The sequence below is a fragment of the Yersinia mollaretii ATCC 43969 genome, assembly GCF_013282725.1.
Classification (GTDB): domain Bacteria; phylum Pseudomonadota; class Gammaproteobacteria; order Enterobacterales; family Enterobacteriaceae; genus Yersinia; species Yersinia mollaretii.
The window spans coordinates 1462080-1481919 of sequence record NZ_CP054043.1; the positions used below are offsets into that span (position 1 = coordinate 1462080).

Below are 19840 nucleotides of genomic sequence, written 5' to 3' on the forward strand. Positions count from 1 at the left end.
CATGGTTAAATTCGAAAATAAAGACCCGTTGATGTTGGCCAGACAATTACCGAATAAAACGGTGGCGCTGATTTTAGCGGGCGGTCGTGGTTCGCGGCTGAAAGATTTGACCGCCACCCGCGCCAAGCCTGCGGTCCATTTTGGCGGCAAGTTTCGCATCATCGACTTTGCGCTCTCTAACTGCCTGAACTCCGGCATCCGCCGCATTGGCGTCATTACCCAGTATCAGTCCCATACTCTGGTCCAGCATATTCAGCGCGGTTGGTCATTTCTCAATGAGGAGATGAACGAGTTTGTGGATCTCCTGCCTGCCCAGCAGCGCCTCAGCACAGAGCAGTGGTACAAAGGCACGGCGGATGCGGTTTATCAGAATCTGGATATTATTCGCCGCTATGATGCGGAATATATTGTCATTCTGGCGGGTGATCATATCTACAAGATGGATTACTCGCGCATGCTAATAGACCATGTGGAGAAAGAGTCTGATTGTACTGTCGCCTGTATTCCGGTCCCAATTAGCGAGGCCAGTGAATTTGGGGTGATGGAGGTGGCTGACGATTTTCAGGTGACCGCTTTTTATGAAAAACCCGCCAACCCGCCCGCCATGCCGGGTCGACCGGATATGGCGCTGGCGAGCATGGGGATCTATATTTTCAATGCCGATTATCTGTTTAAGTTATTGGAAGAAGATCGGCACACCCCCGGCTCGACCCATGATTTCGGCAAAGATTTAATCCCGAAAATCACCGCGCAAAAAGCCGCGTGGGCGCATCCGTTTGATCTCTCCTGTGTGACCTCCAATGCGGATCTGCCCCCTTACTGGCGTGATGTCGGAACACTGGACGCCTATTGGCGGGCCAACCTCGATCTGGCTTCGGTCACCCCTGAGCTGGATATGTATGACCGCGCCTGGCCGATCCGAACCCATATGGAACCCTTGCCGCCCGCCAAATTTGTGCAAGACCGCTCTGGCAGTCACGGCATGACCATGAACTCGCTGGTCTCTGGCGGCTGTATTGTCTCCGGCTCGGTGGTGGTGCATTCGGTGCTGTTCCCTCGGGTGCGAGTGAACTCATTCTGTACCATTGACTCCACCCTGCTGCTGCCGGATGTCAATGTCGGGCGATCGTGCCGCTTACGCCGCTGCATTATTGACCGGGCCTGCCAGATTCCTGAGGGGATGGTGATTGGGGAGAACGCCGATGAAGACAGCGCGCGTTTTTACCGCTCTGAAGGTGGCGTGGTGTTAGTGACGCGGGCGATGCTCGCCAAGTTAGCGGCCAAATAGGGCTATTTTATTTGCCACTTTGAACTTGGGCAGTGCTCACAAAATGCATGCATTTTGAACGCCCTTTAGGGCGGCCCGTAGGGGGAGCGTGCGACTAAAATCCTCACGTACTACGTGTACGCTCCGGTTTTTGCGCGCTGTCCGCGTCCAAATTGGCTGCAACAATAACGCCCATTTGGGTGATTTCTAGTTAATTAGAAGTTATCGCTGTATTGAGTAAAACCAGATTGGGATTAGGAGTGATAATGCGGGTACTACACGTATGTTCTGAGCTATTTCCTTTGCTAAAAACAGGGGGATTGGCTGACGTTGTTGGTGCTTTACCTGCCGCCCAAATTGCTGAGGGGGCGGATGTGCGGGTCATGCTGCCCGCCTTCCCTGACTTGCGTCGCGGCATACCGGATACGGTGTTAGTGAGGGAGATTGATACCTTTGCGGGTCGGGTTTCATTACGTTACGGCCACTATCAGGGCATTGGTATCTATCTGATTGATGCCCCCGGTCTCTATGATCGCGCGGGCAGCCCCTATCACGATCAGTCGTTACATGCTTATTCCGATAACTATCGCCGCTTTGCCTTGCTGGGATGGATGGCTTGTGAGTTGGCTTGCGGACTGGATGGCTACTGGCGTCCGGAGGTGGTACATGCCCACGATTGGCACGCCGGATTAGCCTGCGCTTATCTGGCGGCACGTGGCCGCCCGGCACGCTCGGTCTTTACCGTCCATAATTTAGCCTACCAAGGGCTATTTTCAGGAAGTCACTTGGCTGAGTTACAACTGCCTGCGGCATTTTTACAAATGTATGGGCTAGAGTTCTACGGCCAAATCTCCTATCTGAAGGCGGGGCTGTTCTTTGCTGATCATGTCACGACGGTCAGCCCGACCTATGCCAAGGAGATTACCCAGCCAGCGTTTGGCTATGGGATGGAAGGATTATTGCAAGAGCGTGCCAGTCAGGGGAGATTGACGGGGATACTCAACGGGGTAGACGGTGATATTTGGAACCCACAAACCGACACCCTACTGCATGCCCGTTATGACGCGGAGAACCTGCAAAAGAAAGCGGTGAACAAGGTGCATCTGCAAACCGCCATGGGGTTGGAGGTGACGGACAAGCGACCTATTTTTGCCGTGGTCAGCCGATTGACCGCGCAAAAAGGGTTGGATTTAGTGCTGGAAGCTCTACCCGAATTACTGCAATTAGGGGGGCAACTGGCGGTTCTTGGGGCAGGGGATGCGATTCTACAAGAGGAATTTTTGGCGGCCGCAGCAGACTACTCCGGTCAGGTTGGGGTGCAAATTGGTTATCATGAGGCATTTTCTCACCGAATCATTGCCGGTGCGGATGTGATTCTGGTGCCGAGCCGTTTTGAACCCTGTGGACTCACGCAATTGTATGGTTTGAAATATGGCACTTTGCCACTGGTCCGGCACACGGGCGGGCTGGCAGATACCGTGGTGGATTGTGCGCTGGAAAATCTGGCAGATGGCAGCGCCTCGGGATTTGTGTTTGATGAATGCGATGCGCAGGCATTGGTACGGGCAATACGCCGTGCTTTTGTATTGTGGAGCCGACCAAAACATTGGCGTCATGTCCAGCGCCATGCCATGGGGTTGGACTTTGGTTGGCAAGTCGCAGCGGCAGAGTATCTGTCACTTTATCGGCGTCTTTAGTTGCTGATTGGTTAGAAATACGATGGCTTGTTTACCCTAAATAATTCAAGTTGCGGGAAGGCGGCAACTGAGCGAATCCCGGTGAGTTGGCACCAGTCAATGATTCGGGTGAACGAAAGCAGCCAACGAACATGCAGCTTGAAGTATGACGGGGATAACCACGAACTTGGGAAAACCGCTATGACATCACCGTTCAGTTATACCTCTCCCATTGTCAGTGTGGATGCACTGAAGCACTCCATTGCCTATAAACTGATGTTTATTGTTGGCAAAGACCCCACCATTGCGACTCAGCACGATTGGCTGAACGCGACGCTATTTACGGTTCGTGACCGCATGGTGGAGCGCTGGCTGCGCTCTAACCGCGCACAGCTATCACAAGATGTCCGGCAGGTTTATTATCTGTCGATGGAATTTTTATTGGGCAGAACGCTCTCTAACGCACTGTTATCAATGGGGATTTATGAAGATCTCGAACAGGCGTTGGATGAGATGGGCCTCAATTTGTCCGAGCTGTTACAAGAAGAGAATGACCCCGGTTTAGGGAATGGCGGGCTGGGTCGTCTGGCGGCCTGCTTCCTAGACTCGCTAGCCACACTGGCGCTGCCGGGGCGCGGTTACGGCATTCGCTACGAATATGGCATGTTCAGCCAGAAAATAGTCAACGGCCAACAGATGGAGTCGCCGGATAACTGGCTAGAGTACGGCAATGCTTGGGAGTTCCCACGGCACAATACCCGCTATAAAGTGCGGTTTGGTGGGCGTATTCAGCAAGAGGGCAGTAAAACTCGCTGGCTGGAGACAGAAGAGATCCTCGCCTGTGCGTATGATCAAATCATTCCCGGTTTTGATACTGATGCCACCAATACACTGCGTTTATGGTCTGCGCAGGCCAGTAATGAGATCAATCTGGGGAAATTCAATCAAGGCGATTACTTCGCGGCGGTTGAAGATAAAAACCATTCAGAAAACGTATCGCGGGTGCTCTATCCCGATGACTCAACCTATTCCGGGCGCGAACTGCGTTTGCGGCAGGAGTACTTTTTAGTTTCAGCCACGGTGCAGGATATCCTCAATCGCCACTGGACCATGCACCAGACGTTCGACAATCTGGCCGACAAGATTGCCATTCACCTGAATGATACCCATCCAGTGCTTTCTATCCCTGAAATGATGCGTCTGTTGATCGACGAGCATAAATTTAGCTGGATGGATGCATGGGATGTGGTGCAGCAAGTTTTCTCCTACACCAACCACACATTAATGACTGAGGCGCTGGAAACTTGGCCAATCGATATGATCGGCAAAATCCTGCCACGGCATCTGCAAATTATCTTTGATATCAATGACCACTTCCTCAAGCTGGTGCAGGAGCAGTATCCGAACGAACCCGAACTGTTACCCCGCGTCTCGATCATTGACGAGAACCATGGCCGACAAGTGCGCATGGCTTGGCTGGCGGTGATTGCCAGCCATAAAGTGAATGGCGTCTCTGCCCTGCACTCTGAGCTGATGGTGCAGTCGCTGTTTGCTGATTTTGCCCGCATCTTCCCTAACCGCTTCTGCAATAAAACCAATGGCGTCACACCTCGGCGCTGGCTGGCGCTGGCTAACCGACCCTTGGCGGCAGTCTTGGATGACAGTATCGGCCATAACTGGCGCACTGATCTGAGCCAACTCAGTGAACTGGAAAAGAACCTCGATTACCCGAGTTTCTTGCGTGCGTTACAAAAAGCCAAGCTGGAGAATAAAAAACGGCTGGCGATCTATATTGCTCAAAAACTCAATATTGTCGTCGATCCGACGGCGCTGTTTGATGTCCAAATCAAGCGCATCCATGAGTACAAACGGCAATTATTGAATGTGCTGCATGTGATCACCCGCTACAACCGCATTCTCGACGCGCCCGACGAAAAATGGGTGCCACGGGTGGTGATTTTTGCCGGTAAAGCGGCTTCGGCCTATTACAATGCGAAGCAAATTATTCGTCTGATCAATGATGTGGCGAAAGTGATCAACAATGATCCAAGGATCAATAATCTGCTGAAAGTGGTGTTTATCCCGAACTACAGTGTCAGTTTGGCGCAGTTGATTATTCCGGCGGCGGATCTCTCTGAGCAAATTTCACTGGCGGGCACCGAGGCATCGGGGACCAGTAACATGAAGTTTGCGCTGAACGGGGCGCTGACCATTGGCACACTGGATGGGGCGAACGTCGAGATGCGCGAACATGTGGGCGAAGATAATATCTTTATCTTTGGCAACACCACCGAGCAGGTCGAGGAGCTGCGTAACAGTGGCTATAACCCACGGAAATATTACGATGAAGATCCAGAACTGCATCTGGCCCTGACGCAGATTGCTACTGGTGTCTTCAGCCCGGAGGAGCCTCAGCGCTACACCAGCTTGTTTGATTCGCTGGTTAATTTGGGTGATCACTATCAGTTGCTGGCAGATTATCGCAGCTATGTAGACACGCAGGATAAAGTCGATGCGCTTTATCAACGCCCTGATGAGTGGACGCAAAAAACCTTACTTAACATTGCCAATATGGGCTATTTCTCTTCAGATCGGACGATTCAAGAGTACGCCGATGAGATTTGGGGGATTAAACCCATCCGGCTGTAGTGTTATCCTTTGGCCAGTTATTTACTGAACAAATTATTTACTTAGCAAATAACAAAAACCCTCTTCACCGTTGATGGTCGAAGAGGGTTTTTTTGAAGCTAAAAGAGCATCAATGTCGAGTTGGCGATCAGGAAACCAGCGAGAGTGTCTGCTGTTTCTTGCCCTGTTCTGCGGCTAACCATTCAGCGACACGCTGTTTTTGTGCTTCATCCAAGGTCATACCCAGCTTGGTGCGACGCCAGATGGCATCATCCAGCTCGACTACCCACTCTTTCTCGACCAAATAGCGCAATTCAGCTTCGTACAAGCCATGGCCGAAGTGTTCACCTAACTCTTCAATACACGTTGAATTAGCCAAAATCAGCTCGCTATGGCTACCATAAGTGCGGGTATAGCGGCGGGCCAGCGCTTCAGGTAGCCAGTTATAACGGTGGCGCAACTGCACGGTGTAGGTATCACGGTTGCCGCCAATATCGCCACCCGGCAGTGCGCCAGTTTTGGTCCACGCTGGGCCAACATTCGGATAGTAAGCGGAGAGTTTTTCCAGCGCGTGCTCTGCTAGTTTGCGATAGGTAGTCAGCTTGCCGCCGAAGACTGACAGCAGCGGCGCTTTGCCATTTTCGTCAGCCACATCCAGTGTGTAATCGCGGGTCACGGCTTGCGGCGCATCGGATTCGTCGTCACACAACGGGCGGACACCGGAGTAAGTCCAGACGATATCGTCGCGGTCCAACTGCTTCTTAAAGTGGTCGTTATAGACTTTCAGCAGATAAGCAATTTCCTGATCGTCAATTTTCACCTCTTTTGGATCGCCGTGATATTCCACGTCAGTGGTGCCGATGATGGAGTATTCATCCAACCAAGGAATGACAAAAACAATGCGATTATCTTCGTTTTGCAGAATATAGGCTTGCGGCTGGTTATGAACCCGTGGAACCACAATATGGCTACCTTTGATCAAGCGGATACCATAAGGCGATTTGAGTTTCAGGCCATCGTCGAAGAACTGTTTCACCCATGGGCCAGTGGCATTCACCAAACCTTTGGCGCGCCAAGTAAAGGTTTTGCCGGTATTGACGTCCACGGCTTCAACCATCCATAAACCTTGCTCGCGCCATGCGCGGGTCACTTTGGTGCGGGTTAAAACTTCACCGCCACGCCCGACCACTTCCTGCGCATTCAGTACCACCAGGCGGGCATCATCGACCCAGCAGTCGGAATATTCGAAACCGCGCACCAGTTCGGGTTTCAATACTGACTCTGGCCCAAACCGCAACCCTTTACTGGCAGGTAAGGTGGTGCGTTTACCCAAATGGTCGTACAGGAACAGGCCCGCGCGAATCATCCAAGCTGGGCGCAAATGGGGCTGATGTGGCAGGCGGAAGCGCATTGGGAAGGCGATATGGGGGGCCAGTCTTAGCAGCACCTCACGTTCGGCCAGCGCTTCACTGACCAAACGGAATTCGTAGTGCTCCAGATAGCGCAGGCCACCGTGGATAAGTTTGGAGCTGGCGGAAGAGGTCGCACAGGCCAAATCTTGTGCTTCCAGCAGCAGTACGGACAGGCCACGCCCTGCAGCGTCAGCAGCGATACCGGCACCATTAATGCCGCCACCGATCACGATCAAGTCTTTGGTTTCCATGCTTCCTTCCTCCAGATGTTCGAAACAGCTCTTTAATGTTCGTTTTCGCTCATGATTGTAATCAAAAACCCACAAACAAGCCAAGAGTTAACCAAAAAAAAACATTCACGCGTGATGGAGGTAACAGTTTTGTTATCAGGATGTGGGGGGAATTGGATCGGGTTTCGATTATTAGAGCAGATCGGATCTAGTTTCGGTTGATAGTCGTTCAGGTGATTGGTTCGGTTGTTGGAGTAGACCAGACCGGATCTGGTTTCGGTTGATAATCGTTTAGGTGATTGATTCGGTTGTTAGAACAGACCAGACCGGATCAGGTTTCGGTTGATAGTCGCTCGGTGTTCACCTGATCTCTGTAGCCTCAACCGAGTCGGGCCGCAAGGCGGCGGCCCAACACCCGCGCCTTGCGCGAAATATTGCCCTGCGGGTAAACCTCCCACGTCTTTCGGGCTGACGAGCCAGCGCGATTCGCATCCATGCTCAAGCGCGCTTTTCGCGGGCGTCCTGCCCGCTCACTCTACCCTCCATCCTCGTCGGCAATATTCCTGATTGCGCTTAACATCAAAAGCCAAAAAACCGTGGTTTTGACCTTGGTGTTAAAAGCACATTTGAGCTGCCGAGTGAAGAGAGAAGGTAGGACGCGAGGCATGGATGCCGAGCGAGCCGTGCTTGAGCAGGAGCGAATCACGGCGGTCCGTCAGCCGGAACGATGATTGAGGGGACCCACGAAGTGGGCAAGCGATACGTGCGCTAGCGCAGGGGTTCCAAGGGGGTTACGCGCTTGTAACCCCATTGGCGGTTGAGGCATCGGAGGCAAAGTGAGCACTGATCTCATGTCAACCGAACCAATCACCTGAACGAATATCAACCGAAACCAAAACTAAACTGTTAACAAAGCTCCAGTTGAACATCATGCTGCTCAATAATCTTCATCACACTGGCGGGCGGCATCTGATCCGTAAACAGATAATCAATCAAATTCATGTTCCCCAAATTCACCATCGCGTTACGGCCAAACTTGGAGTGGTCGGTCACTAGCATCACACAACGGGAGTTTTCGATAATCGCCCGTTTAGTGCGCACTTCATGGTAATCAAACTCTAACAGTGAGCCGTCCATATCGATGCCGCTGATACCGAGGATGCCGTAATCCAGACGGAACTGGGAGATGAAATCCAGTGTGGCTTCGCCAATAATCCCACCGTCGCGGGTGCGGACTTCACCGCCGGCCAAAATTAGGCGGAAATCCTCTTTGGCGGTCAACAAGGTGGCTACGTTAAGATTGTTCGTCACCACCCGCAGACCTTTATGGTTCATCAGGGCGTGTGCAACCGCTTCTGGCGTAGTGCCGATATCGATAAACAGTGTCGCCCCATCGGGGATCTGACTGGCAACACGTTGTGCAATACGGGCCTTTTCTTCAGACCACATCACTTTGCGATCATTATAAGCGGCGTTAACCGAACTGGACGGCAGTGCTGCTCCACCATGATGACGGTGAATCTTGTTTTGGTCCGCCAAATCATTCAAATCGCGGCGGATGGTTTGTGGGCTAACGGTAAAATGCTCCACTAACTCTTCAGTACTGACGTAGCCTTGTTGGCGAACCAATTCAATAATCGCATCATGCCGCTGCGTTTGCTTCACGATAATCCCCTAATGCGTCTGGTTGTGCCAGACAGTTATTGTGCGGTTCTTACGCTGCTGCGCGTATCCCAGAATGCCATTAATAGCCCAATAATCAAACCTGAGACATGAGCGGCATTGGCAATCGACAAACCTAACATATCGAAATATCCGGCAACCAGCCAGAGAACAGAAAAAGCCATCAAGCCACGGGGGAGCGAGATACCGCGTTCGGGTGCGCGCTCGCCAGTCAGCCAGACATAGCCCATTAAGGCATAGACCACGCCGGAAAGACCACCAAAGTTCACGCCGCTAAACAGCGATTGCCCCCAGCCACTGAATAAGGCCGAAACGATAGTTAATACCAGCAATTTACCGGTGCCAAGTCGTTTTTCCATCTGCCCACCCAGATACCACCACCACATCAAGTTAAACAGGATATGCAGCAGTGAAAAGTGCAGGAAGGCAGGGCTGATCCAACGCCAGATTTGCAGATATTGGCTCTCATCGCGGGGCCAAGCGAGCCAAGACATCACCGTGTTATCGCCGAAAATCTGCATCAGTATATAGATGGCGATGCACAGCATCATGACACTGAGGGTCAGCGGCCCAGCCTGACTGCGCAGTGTCTGGAGGTAGGAAAAGCGCTGATAGGATAAGTGAGAGTGCAAATTACCCGACTCCCAGCTCGCCGCTTGATAGCGCGGATTCAGCGGATCGAGCAAAAACTGCTCCAGCTCCTGCTGCACCAGCGATAGTTGCTCATCATCGGCTAACCAGATCTCAGCACCCTGAGTATCTGGCCGGACTTCCAGTGCCACATTGCGGGTGGCCATGTAATCAACAAAGGCCTGCGCCAAACGTAGATTAGATATTGCTATCACACGAATCATATTTTTTTCATTCTAACGTGAGGTGATAAATCTTATAAATGCGATTAAGTTGCTTAAAAATATCACAATCCAGCCAGTGTTGGCTAACAAGCGCTCACCACCTCTTGTGGATAACTTCTGGTCCAAGCTTCAAAGCCACCGTCAATACTGTAAACCGCTTCAAAACCTTGCTGGAGCAAATACTGCGCCGCGCCTTTGCTGCTGTTGCCGTGGTAGCACATCACCATCACCGGCTGCTCAAAATCAGTTTGCTGCATAAAGGTATGCAGGCTGCTATTGGTCAAGTGGAATGCGCTAGGCGCATGGCCTGCTTCGTAACTTTGTGGGTCACGAATATCGACGAGTACCGCGTTATTTTCTTTCAAACGGGTGTACGCCTGCTCAACACTGATTGTTTCAAACTGTTCCATACTGTTGTTTGCCTTACAAAATGAACTGACGAAATTGCCTACCAGCTTGAGATTATAATCATTTTTCACACAATAAAGACCAGACTAGATGTGATGGTATAGGATGAAGAGTTTATAGTGTTAGGAAGAATGAGGGGGGGGGTAGCACAGGTATTTGGGTATGAGAGGGATGAAGGACTTAATTTTAAAAAGAGGTCATTCAGTTTACGATTAAACTGAATGACCAATGTCTTATTTTATTCGGGATATTCTGGATATAAAGACGGATGTAAGTAAGAACTTTTATTCAGTGGGCCAAAGGTCACCTCAAATTTACCCAGTGATTTTACGTCTGTAATTATTGGTTCAAACTCTATTTTTTCGTCGCTAAAAAAATGCTTTTCCCAAACTTTATCTGCGAACTCCTCTTCAGGTATCTCATTCATATTTGAAGCATCTGAACTATTTGAAGAGTACGTTTCGGTCATCAGTTCATTATCATCCCAGTCATAATTTTGGCATTCTTCAAACATAACTTCGTTATTCAAGGTAGTCTCTGGGGTCACCTCTTTGACCGGGTTTTCTTTATCACTGACTTGTTTATTTGACCCAGCATTAGAATGGCTAATATTTGCATTTGTGAAGTTACTTGTAATAACGCCAGGCTTCGAGGGTGAAGTATTTTGAAAGATCCCTTTGAATAAAGATCCTTGTTTATTTAGTGTGCTGTAGTTATCTGATTTTGGCTTGTTTTCTTTATTTTTTATCGTATTGATATTTCCAGCGTCAGTGATGGAGTTTTTTGAAAGTACACACTGGAGTTCCCCGCCATATCTATTGAGCTTAATGGGAGTGTTTTTAATTGAGTCTATATTGATAGAGGGATTTAGGTTTTTATTTTCTTTTCCGATGAAATTAGAATTAATTATATACTTAGATGTTGCAATGCATATATTTCTCATATATCCCACTTTTATTTTATTGAATGTCAGCGTGTTATAGTAAAGTGGGATTTAAATAATCGCTTTCAAAAAACGATTATTTTTATTTTCTCAGTATATTAATGTATTTAGCAATTTAATTAAGGAATATTTTATTTGATATCAACTACACCAGAAAAATAAATTTATATTTTAACACTGCGGCTGATACCGCAGCATTAAAATAGTTTTGTTAAATGTACCCCATCATCTGTAATAAGCGCTGAGCCTGCTGTACCGCTTCCTGACGATGGCCGACCCCCAGCTTTTGATACAAATTGCGGATATGGGTTTTAATGGTGGTTGCCGCGACATCTAGCTCGCCAGCTATTTGGTCATTACTGTAGCCAGAGTAGATCAGCCCCAGCACCTGCCATTCACGTTGTGTCAGCGGGCTGGTACGAATCAATTCTGGGACTTGCGGGTGAGTCAGTAACTTATCGACGAAGATTTCATCAAAATGGGCGAACTTATGCCGATGGTGTTGGTTCAGGTCTTTCAGGATCCGTTGGGCGCGGAATTGTTCCAATTCAGGTAGCGCGTTCAGTTGAATCAGTTGGCGCAGTTGTTGCGCCATGGCTTCTCCCTCAATCACAAAATGGCTGATAAAGCCGGTGCGGTTGGCGAGCGACAGTGATTCAATCAGCGCTTTCTGCGCCTCGCTTTTACGCTCGGTTTGCCAGTAAAGCATGTTGCTTAACAATAAGTTACGATTGAGATCGCTGGTTAGGCGCAGGCGGCGAGCATTTTCATTCAGCTCCTCCAGCACCACTTCGGCTTCATTAAAACGGCCCAACATAATCTGAATCCGGGCAATATTACGCCATTGACCCTGTAAAAAGTGGTTATCAGCCATGCCTGGTTTTTCCGCTTGCCGCAGCCAGTTTGCCGCCGCGACTTTATCTCCGGTCATCTGCCAGTGAATCACCCGTGGCTTATCGGCATTGGTGACCCAATCGAGATGGTACTGGCTACCATGTTGTAGTGCCTCGCAGCGCTGGATATACATATTGGCGTTATCCAGATCCCCACGAGCCAAAGAGCACTTCGCCAGCATCGCCAGACACTGCAACTGTTGCTGCGGCTGGTAGTTAACCAAGATTTCGATACCTTTACGTGCCGCTTCTTCCGCCTCATCCAGCCGTGACCATGACCACAACACCTGAGAGCGAATCCGCAGCAGGAACTCATGCATCGGCAATTGCTCAAGATGCTGCTCATGAATCAACTCAAAGGCTTTATCTTGGGTCTCATAGGCCGCCTGCAAAAAGCCCTGAGCAATCAGAATTTCGCTCTGTTGTAGCAGCGCCCATAAAGCGTAGTGATAAGCCTCATGGCGGCGCGCCATCTGTTCGGTTTGCTGCATCATGGGCAGCGCCCGGCTCAGCTCCCCTTTGCAATGGTGCACCTCTCCGGTGACGGAAGTGGCCACGATCCGGCTGTAAAAGTTCGCCATGGGCAAGTATTTCAGGGCATCAGTCGCCAGTTTTTCGGCTTCGTCCGGCTTCCCGGCATTGATGGCGACCTGAGCACGCAGCGCATCAAATTCCGCGCGTAAAATCTCATTGATAGGAATTTTACGTTCTTGCATCGCTGATTCAGCGCGCTCAAGCAGAGTATTGACCTCACCGTAGCGGTGCTGGCTCTGTGCCAGCCAAGCTTGCAATAACGCCAGTTCGGGATTTTGCACCAATAGCGAGTAAGGCAGGGCGACCAAGCACTGCTCCAGTAGTGCCAACTCACTGTGGTTAAATAACGTCCAAGCATGTTGCAATAAAATATCGCGCAGCATACCGACATCACCGGCAGCCAGAGCATGGTGAATAGCTTCCGCTGGGTAGCCCAGCGCCATCCAACCCTCAGCGGCTGCGTGATGCAACTCCGGCAGCTCCAGCGCCAATTCCCACTGGCAGCGCTGGCGCAGGAAGGTGGCGAATAGTGGGTGGAAGCAGAACCATTCGCCACTGTCATCCATTCGATGAATGAATAATCCCTGACGCTCTAACTCTTCCAGCCGCTGTTGGCCGTTATCTTCACCGGTCAGACGCACAATCAGGGCATCATTCATGGAACGTAATACGGAACAGCGCAGCAGGAAGGCGCGGGCATTGCTATCCACTTGGTCCAGTACTTCATCGACCAGATAGTCTGAAAGATGGCTGGCATTCAGCCCCGCTAGACGTTTGGCCGATTTTTGCGCAGAGGAGTTGGGTTGACGTGATGACAGCGCAATCAGTTGCAGCGCCGTGGCCCAACCTTCGACTTCATCACACAGGCGGCTGCTATCGCCCTGTTCCAGTGGCGCGGGCAGGCGGCAATCGAAGAATTGCTGCGCCTCCTGATGATTAAACGCCAACTGCTGCATTCCCAACTCTAGCAGTTGATCGCGCACCCGCAGGTTAGCAATCCCCAGCGGTGGTAAGGTGCGGGAGAGAATAATCAGCGTCAGATTTTCGGGTTGATGGCGCAAGAAGAAGCGCATGGCCTCATGAATGGCATCATTGGTAATCAGATGATAATCATCGATAACCAGATAGAGCGGGCCGTCCCAATCGGACAACTCGATGAATAATTGAGCAAACAGCGCGGAGAGGCTAGCATATTGATGCTTCTGGCTGAGGGCTTCACTTTTACTGCAATGGCCGCCAGTCGCCAGTTGTACCGCCGCGATCAGATAGGTGGCGAAGCGTTCTGGCTGATTGTCACTTTCATCCAGTGAGTACCAGCCGAGGCTGGATTGGTCGGCCGCCCATTGAGCGATTAACGTAGTTTTACCGTACCCCGCCGGGCAATTTATTAATGTCAGACGATAATTCGCCACACCTGATAACTTAACCAACAGGCGGTCACGTATCACGGTATTTTGTAGCCGTACCGGGCGGCTCAGTTTTGATGGGATCAGCATGCTGTGTCCGGTTTGAAAGAGATCCGGTGAGAAGACGTCCTGGCGATTGATATATCCATTTGTAATGAGTTGTTACAGGCATTCATAAGAGTAATTATTTTTAGCCTCGTAATTAATCAGCACTGCTAAGGTCTGATAACAGCCATCTTATTGCAATAGAGTTAATGTTTCCTATGGCTGTAAGTTGCACCGGATCACAATTTTAGCTACGCCCTGCGACTCATCCCCAGCTAATCCTCCGGCAGGATGATGCCCTTGCCGGTTCTCCTTGGCAGGATGAGGGTAAAATTACCCAACCCACAGGATAGAGACCTCCCTATGTCACAGCCTATGCTTAAAAAGGACGATTTCCTGGCGGCACTGACCCGCCAGTGGCAGCGCTTTGGCTTAACCTCCGCTCAGCAAATGACCCAACACCAATGGTGGGAAGCGGTCAGTGCGGCGTTAGCCGAACAGTTATCTGCCCAGCCTGCACCCGTGAAAGCCAAAAAAGTTCAGCGCCATGTTAACTACATTTCGATGGAGTTTTTAATTGGCCGTTTGACGGCCAATAACCTGATCAATCTGGGTTGGTATGAGCAGGTGGAAGCCGTGCTGGCTGAACAGCAGATTAACTTGAGTGACTTGCTAGAGCAGGAGACCGATCCGGCACTGGGCAATGGTGGGCTGGGGCGTCTGGCGGCCTGTTTCCTTGATTCGATGGCGACGGTTGAGCAGCCGGCTACCGGTTATGGTTTGAATTATCAATACGGCCTGTTCCGTCAATCATTCAGTGAATGTAAGCAGCAGGAAGCACCTGATAATTGGCAACGCGAGAGCTATCCATGGTTCCGCCATAATGCGGCATTGGCGGTCGATGTCGGTTTTGGCGGCAAGTTGGAAAAACAAGCGGATGGCCGTCAGTTATGGCGTCCGGCATTGACTCTGCGCGGCGAAGCATGGGATTTACCGGTACTGGGCTATCGCAATGGTGTGACCCAACCCCTGCGTTTATGGCAGGCGACACATCAGCATCCATTTGATTTAACAAACTTTAATGACGGGAAATTCCTGCTGGCAGAGCAAAATGGCGTTGAAGCCGAGAAACTGACCAAGGTGCTCTATCCCAATGATAACCACTTGGCCGGTAAGCGCTTGCGACTGATGCAGCAATACTTCCAGTGCGCCTGTTCGGTCGCCGATATCCTGCGTAAGCACCATCTGGCGGGCCGTAAACTGGCTGAGTTGCCAGACTATGAAGTCATTCAGCTCAATGATACTCACCCGACAATCGCCATTCCTGAGATGCTGCGCGTCCTGCTCGATGAGCATCAGCTTAGCTGGGATGCGGCTTGGGCGATCACCAGTAAAACCTTTGCGTACACCAACCACACCTTGATGCCAGAAGCCCTTGAGTGCTGGGATGAAAAATTGGTTCGCAGCTTGTTACCGCGACATTTTGTCATCATCAAACAGATCAATGCGCAGTTTAAAAAGTTGGTCGATAAGCAGTGGCCGGGCAATGACGACGTTTGGGCCAAACTGGCGGTGCATCATAATAAACAGGTGCGCATGGCCAATCTGTGTGTGGTCAGTGGCTTCGCCGTCAACGGCGTAGCACAGTTGCACTCAGACCTGGTGATCAAAGATCTGTTCCCTGAATACTATGAGTTATGGCCAACTAAATTCCATAATGTGACTAATGGCATTACACCGCGCCGCTGGTTGAAACAGTGTAATCCGGCACTTTCTGGTCTGATTGATGAGACGCTCAAGGTTGAGTGGGCGAATAATCTGGATGCATTAGCTGGGCTTGAGTCTTATGCCGACGATAAAGCGTTTTGTGAGCGCTATCAGCAGATTAAATATGACAACAAAGTTAAGCTCGCTGAATATGTGAAGCGCGTGATGGGGCTGACCATCAACCCGGACGCCATCTTTGATGTGCAGATCAAGCGGTTGCATGAATATAAGCGCCAGCATTTGAATCTGTTGCATATCCTTTCGCTCTACCGTCAGATCCGCGATAACCCGAATCTGGATATCGTGCCGCGTGTGTTCCTGTTTGGGGCCAAAGCTGCTCCGGGTTATTATTTAGCCAAAAATATTATTTATGCGATCAATCAAGCGGCTGAAATGATCAATAATGATCCTATCGTCAAAGATCGCCTAAAAGTGGTGTTCATCCCCGATTATCGTGTTTCGGTGGCGGAATTGATGATCCCTGCGGCGGATGTCTCTGAGCAGATTTCAACCGCGGGTAAGGAAGCCTCTGGCACGGGTAACATGAAGTTGGCGCTGAATGGGGCATTGACGGTCGGCACGCTCGATGGGGCGAATGTCGAGATTGCCGAACAGGTGGGCGACGAAAATATCTTTATTTTCGGCAACACTGTGGAGCAGGTCAAAGCCATTTTGGCGAAAGGCTATAAGCCACAGAAATACCTGAAAGCTGACGCACACCTGAAAGCCATTCTGGATGAGCTGGCCAGTGGGGCGTTCAGTCATGGTGATAAACACGCATTTGACATGATGTTGCATAGCCTGCTGGAAGGGGGTGACCCTTATCTGGTACTGGCTGATTTCGCCTCATATTGTCAGGCACAGCAGCAAATTGATGCCCTGTACCGCGATAAGGATGAATGGACCCGCCGTACCATTCTTAACACTGCCCGGGTAGGGATGTTCAGTTCTGACCGTTCAATTCGTGATTACCAATCGCGGATCTGGCAAGCCAAACGTTAAGGAGAAGACTGCATGGATCGTAAATCGCTCGATCAAGCAGCGACACTGGCAGGGATCGCCGCCAACTATATTAATGCTCATGGTAAGCCGCAGGCTATTTCGCCGGAAACCAAGCAGCAGTTGTTGGCGGCCATGGGGCGCATGAATGCGTCCCATGTTACTCAGACAGAAAAAGCACCATTACCGGTGGTAAAAGTCTTTATTTTTGGTAGTCCGATGCAGCTACCCATGGCGGGTTCAGGTGATTATCACTGGCAGTTACAGACGGAAAAAGGTGAGTTACATCAAGGCCGTATCAGTGCGAAGAAAACACTGACACTGCCCGCCGCCCTCCCGCAGGGTTATCACCGTTTGATTCTGGAGCAAGACCTACAACAGTGGCAGTGCTCGGTTATCGTCGCGCCGAAGCGCTGCTATGAACCGGATGCGCTGCTGGCAGGGAAAAAGCTGTGGGGTGCGTGCGTGCAGCTCTATACCCTGCGCTCTGAAAACAATTGGGGGATCGGCGATTTTGGCGATTTAGCCCAGATGTTGGGGCAGGTCGGGGAGCGAGGGGGCGCTTTTATTGGCTTAAATCCGATTCATGCGCTCTATCCAGCGAACCCACAAAGTGCCAGCCCTTATAGTCCCTCATCCAGACGCTGGCTGAATGTGATTTATATCGACGTCAACAGTGTGGATGAATTTAAGCACAGCGAAGCGGCACAACTCTGGTGGCATCAGCCCGAGACTCAACGCATCTTGGCGGATATTCGCGCCAGCGAATGGGTTGATTATCCGCAGGCGATGCAGCTTAAGCTGACAGCTTTGCGGTTGGCGTTCCCACTGTTTACGGCGCGAAAAGCAAAAGATACGCGGGTGCAGGCATTCCATCAGTTTGTTGAGCAAGGCGGCAGTAGCCTGCATCAACAAGCCGCCTTTGATGCCTTACATGCCCATTTGAGTGAAAATGATCCCATGATGTGGGGCTGGCCGGTATGGCCTGCCGAATATCGAGATGGGCATAGCAGTGCGGTGGCTGATTTTTGCCGCAAGCACGCGGATGACGTGAATTTCTATTTGTGGCTACAGTGGCTTGCCGCCAGCCAGTTTGATGACTGTTTCCGTGACAGTCAGGCGCGCAAAATGCCACTGGGCCTGTACCGTGATTTAGCGGTGGGTGTGGCAGAAGGCGGCGCTGAGACTTGGTGTGATCGTGAGTTATATTGCCTGAAAGCCTCAGTGGGCGCGCCGCCGGATATTTTGGGGCCACTCGGTCAGAACTGGGGGTTGCCGCCAATGGACCCGCACGTCATGGGCGCTCGCGCCTATCAGCCCTTTATTGATTTGTTGCGCGCCAATATGACCAGTTGCGGCGCACTGCGCATTGACCATGTGATGGCACTCTTGCGTTTGTGGTGGATTCCCTACGGTCAGACGGCGGATCAGGGGGCTTACGTCAAATATCCGGTCGATGACCTGCTGGCGATTTTGGCGCTGGAGAGTCAGCGTCATCACTGCATGGTGATTGGCGAGGATCTCGGCACCGTGCCCGTTGAGATTGTGGGCAAGTTGCGCGACAGCGGCGTGTACTCCTATAAGGTGCTCTATTTTGAGCATGACAGCGAGAATACCTTCCGTGCACCACAGTCCTATCCGGTTCAGGCGATGGCGACCGTGACCACTCATGATCTGCCGACGTTGCGAGGTTATTGGCAAGCGGATGATCTGACGCTGGGCAATAAACTAGGGTTATATCCTGACCAACAGATATTGAAGCAGCTCTATCTCGATAGGGAACGCGCCAAGCAGGGGCTGCTGGAAGGGCTACATCATTATGATTGTGTGCCAAAGAAGGTGGGTCACAAAGCATCGTTACTGGCGATGAGTCCGGTACTCAATCGCGGTTTGCAGCGGTATGTGGCTGATAGCGCCAGTGCGTTATTGGGTTTGCAGCCAGAAGATTGGCTGGATATGGCGGCTCCGGTCAATATCCCCGGCACGAGTGATGAATATCCCAACTGGCGGCGTAAGTTGACGACCACGCTGGAGGAGATGTTTGCTGACACTCAGGTGAATCGTTTATTGAAGGATCTGGATAAGCGCCGCAAAAATGTCTCGGCGGGGTGAGAGTGCTGCTGTTTGGGGGAGCAATGCCCGAGGTTATTGATAAAGTACTCGTGGCGGAGAGAACAGGCGGATCATAAAGACGCCGTAAATCCATCCGTGGAGGCTCGAGCCGCGCCATCCTTGGCGCGGACGCTTTACTCTTCCGCCTGTCCTCACCGTTTCAGATCGAGTTGCTGGGGTTTCTTATCTGTATGAGGGGAAGAAATCCCCCCTAAATTTAATGACAAACTCAAGCATACAGTCCGTGAGCCAAGGGTTGACCGCGCCTACGGGCACTCCGACGGATTACGCACTTGTATTTGAAACTAAGAGCGGCCCCAACGGCACGTTTCCCCTTGATTTGACATCTTATTTTGTCAGGACGAGGCGGAATTAGTAGTAAGAGTGCTCACCGCGCTGATGTTCGGTCAAGTCTCTCACGCCCTTCAATTCTGGGAATTTCTGCAACAATTCTTTCTCGATGCCCTCTTTCAGGGTGACATCGACCATGGAGCATCCGTTGCAGCCGCCGCCGAATTGCAGAATAGCCAATGCATCTGGCGTGATCTCCATCAAGGTGACACGACCCCCGTGACCGGCTAGTTGCGGGTTAATCTGTGATTGCAGCACATACTCAACCCGTTCCATCAGCGGTGCAGTGTCGTCCACTTTGCGCATTTTGGCATTCGGGGCTTTCAGTGTGAGCTGCGAACCGAGCTGGTCGGTGACGAAGTCGATTTCTGCGTCTTCCAGATAGGGCTTGCTCAGTTCATCAACATAAGCTGATATCTGCTCGAATTTCAGTTCAGTATCTGTTGCTTCAACCGCATCCGGTGGGCAGTAGGAGACACCGCACTCAGCGGTTGGCGTACCGGGGTTGATAACAAATACGCGGATTTGGGTGCCTTCTTCTTGATTTGCCAACAGTTTGGCAAAATGAGATTGTGCTGCGTCTGTTATTGTGATCATGGCATCTGCTCAATAGTTGACTACTCTTGTCGGCT

The 19840-nt window shown here is 51.0% G+C and carries 13 protein-coding genes; 6 read left to right on the forward strand and 7 right to left on the reverse strand.

The genetic code is table 11. The features are described 5' to 3' along the window. The first annotated feature begins 1 nt into the window (after window position 1). The 3 genes from glgC (at window position 2) to glgP (ending at window position 5592) form a co-directional block, all read left to right on the forward strand. Window positions 2-1288 (forward strand): glucose-1-phosphate adenylyltransferase, encoded by a 1287-nt coding sequence (glgC, locus tag HRD69_RS06415; RefSeq protein ID WP_004874891.1) that lies wholly within the window; start codon window positions 2-4, stop codon window positions 1286-1288. Between the two features lie 245 nt (window positions 1289-1533). Further along, entirely contained in the window at window positions 1534-2964 is a 1431-nt protein-coding gene (gene glgA, locus HRD69_RS06420; RefSeq protein ID WP_032814130.1) for a glycogen synthase GlgA, read from the forward strand. 180 nt (window positions 2965-3144) lie between these two features. After that, window positions 3145-5592 (forward strand): glycogen phosphorylase, encoded by a 2448-nt coding sequence (gene glgP, locus HRD69_RS06425; RefSeq protein ID WP_032814128.1) that lies wholly within the window; start codon window positions 3145-3147, stop codon window positions 5590-5592. A 127-nt stretch (window positions 5593-5719) separates the two neighbouring features. On the opposite strand, the gene glpD is transcribed toward glgP, so the two are convergent. Beyond that, on the reverse strand, window positions 5720-7234 hold the full coding sequence (gene glpD, locus HRD69_RS06430; protein WP_004874888.1) for a glycerol-3-phosphate dehydrogenase: 1515 nt from the start codon (window positions 7232-7234) through the stop codon (window positions 5720-5722). A 473-nt stretch (window positions 7235-7707) separates the two neighbouring features. Between glpD and HRD69_RS06435 the strand changes: the two genes are divergently transcribed. Then, window positions 7708-7944: a hypothetical protein gene (locus tag HRD69_RS06435; protein ID WP_172984605.1), complete on the forward strand. Its 237-nt coding sequence runs from the start codon at window positions 7708-7710 to the stop codon at window positions 7942-7944. A 175-nt stretch (window positions 7945-8119) separates the two neighbouring features. Here the strand turns inward: HRD69_RS06435 and HRD69_RS06440 are convergent, their stop codons facing one another. The 5 genes from HRD69_RS06440 to malT all read right to left on the reverse strand — a co-directional run bounded on the left by HRD69_RS06440 (window position 8120) and on the right by malT (window position 14024). After that, complete coding sequence (locus HRD69_RS06440) at window positions 8120-8878, reverse strand: DeoR/GlpR family transcriptional regulator (RefSeq protein ID WP_004878022.1); 759 nt, start codon at window positions 8876-8878, stop codon at window positions 8120-8122. Window positions 8879-8913: 35 nt separating this feature from the next. Further along, the gene (glpG, locus tag HRD69_RS06445; RefSeq protein WP_004878020.1) at window positions 8914-9750 is read right to left on the reverse strand and encodes a rhomboid family intramembrane serine protease GlpG; all 837 of its coding nucleotides are present in this window, start codon (window positions 9748-9750) and stop codon (window positions 8914-8916) included. A gap of 83 nt (window positions 9751-9833) precedes the next feature. Then, a complete protein-coding gene (gene glpE / locus HRD69_RS06450; protein ID WP_004878019.1) occupies window positions 9834-10160 on the reverse strand; it encodes a thiosulfate sulfurtransferase GlpE in 327 nt (108 codons plus the stop codon). A gap of 236 nt (window positions 10161-10396) precedes the next feature. Continuing rightward, window positions 10397-11101 (reverse strand): hypothetical protein, encoded by a 705-nt coding sequence (locus HRD69_RS06455; RefSeq protein WP_004878016.1) that lies wholly within the window; start codon window positions 11099-11101, stop codon window positions 10397-10399. Between the two features lie 211 nt (window positions 11102-11312). Continuing rightward, window positions 11313-14024 (reverse strand): HTH-type transcriptional regulator MalT, encoded by a 2712-nt coding sequence (gene malT, locus HRD69_RS06460; RefSeq protein ID WP_004878014.1) that lies wholly within the window; start codon window positions 14022-14024, stop codon window positions 11313-11315. 318 nt (window positions 14025-14342) lie between these two features. Between malT and malP the strand changes: the two genes are divergently transcribed. Both malP and malQ read left to right on the forward strand, forming a co-directional pair. Then, window positions 14343-16748, forward strand: a complete 2406-nt coding sequence (gene malP, locus HRD69_RS06465; RefSeq protein WP_032815591.1) for a maltodextrin phosphorylase — start codon at window positions 14343-14345, stop codon at window positions 16746-16748. A 12-nt stretch (window positions 16749-16760) separates the two neighbouring features. Next, on the forward strand, window positions 16761-18857 hold the full coding sequence (gene malQ, locus HRD69_RS06470; protein ID WP_004878008.1) for a 4-alpha-glucanotransferase: 2097 nt from the start codon (window positions 16761-16763) through the stop codon (window positions 18855-18857). Between the two features lie 372 nt (window positions 18858-19229). Here the strand turns inward: malQ and nfuA are convergent, their stop codons facing one another. Next, on the reverse strand, window positions 19230-19805 hold the full coding sequence (gene nfuA, locus HRD69_RS06475) for a Fe-S biogenesis protein NfuA (protein WP_004875174.1): 576 nt from the start codon (window positions 19803-19805) through the stop codon (window positions 19230-19232). Window positions 19806-19840: the final 35 nt, after the last annotated feature.

What these genes read in the sequence shown, in the direction of transcription:
- glgC (WP_004874891.1), top strand. Translation starts at nt 2, where the DNA reads ATGGTTAAATTCGAAAATAAAGACCCGTTGATGTTGGCCAGACAATTA.
- malT (WP_004878014.1), bottom strand. Translation starts at nt 14,024, where the DNA reads ATGCTGATCCCATCAAAACTGAGCCGCCCGGTACGGCTACAAAATACC.
- HRD69_RS06455 (WP_004878016.1), bottom strand. Translation starts at nt 11,101, where the DNA reads ATGAGAAATATATGCATTGCAACATCTAAGTATATAATTAATTCTAAT.
- malP (WP_032815591.1), top strand. Translation starts at nt 14,343, where the DNA reads ATGTCACAGCCTATGCTTAAAAAGGACGATTTCCTGGCGGCACTGACC.
- glgA (WP_032814130.1), top strand. Translation starts at nt 1,534, where the DNA reads ATGCGGGTACTACACGTATGTTCTGAGCTATTTCCTTTGCTAAAAACA.
- glpD (WP_004874888.1), bottom strand. Translation starts at nt 7,234, where the DNA reads ATGGAAACCAAAGACTTGATCGTGATCGGTGGCGGCATTAATGGTGCC.
- malQ (WP_004878008.1), top strand. Translation starts at nt 16,761, where the DNA reads ATGGATCGTAAATCGCTCGATCAAGCAGCGACACTGGCAGGGATCGCC.
- glgP (WP_032814128.1), top strand. Translation starts at nt 3,145, where the DNA reads ATGACATCACCGTTCAGTTATACCTCTCCCATTGTCAGTGTGGATGCA.
- glpE (WP_004878019.1), bottom strand. Translation starts at nt 10,160, where the DNA reads ATGGAACAGTTTGAAACAATCAGTGTTGAGCAGGCGTACACCCGTTTG.
- HRD69_RS06435 (WP_172984605.1), top strand. Translation starts at nt 7,708, where the DNA reads ATGCTCAAGCGCGCTTTTCGCGGGCGTCCTGCCCGCTCACTCTACCCT.
- nfuA (WP_004875174.1), bottom strand. Translation starts at nt 19,805, where the DNA reads ATGATCACAATAACAGACGCAGCACAATCTCATTTTGCCAAACTGTTG.
- glpG (WP_004878020.1), bottom strand. Translation starts at nt 9,750, where the DNA reads ATGATTCGTGTGATAGCAATATCTAATCTACGTTTGGCGCAGGCCTTT.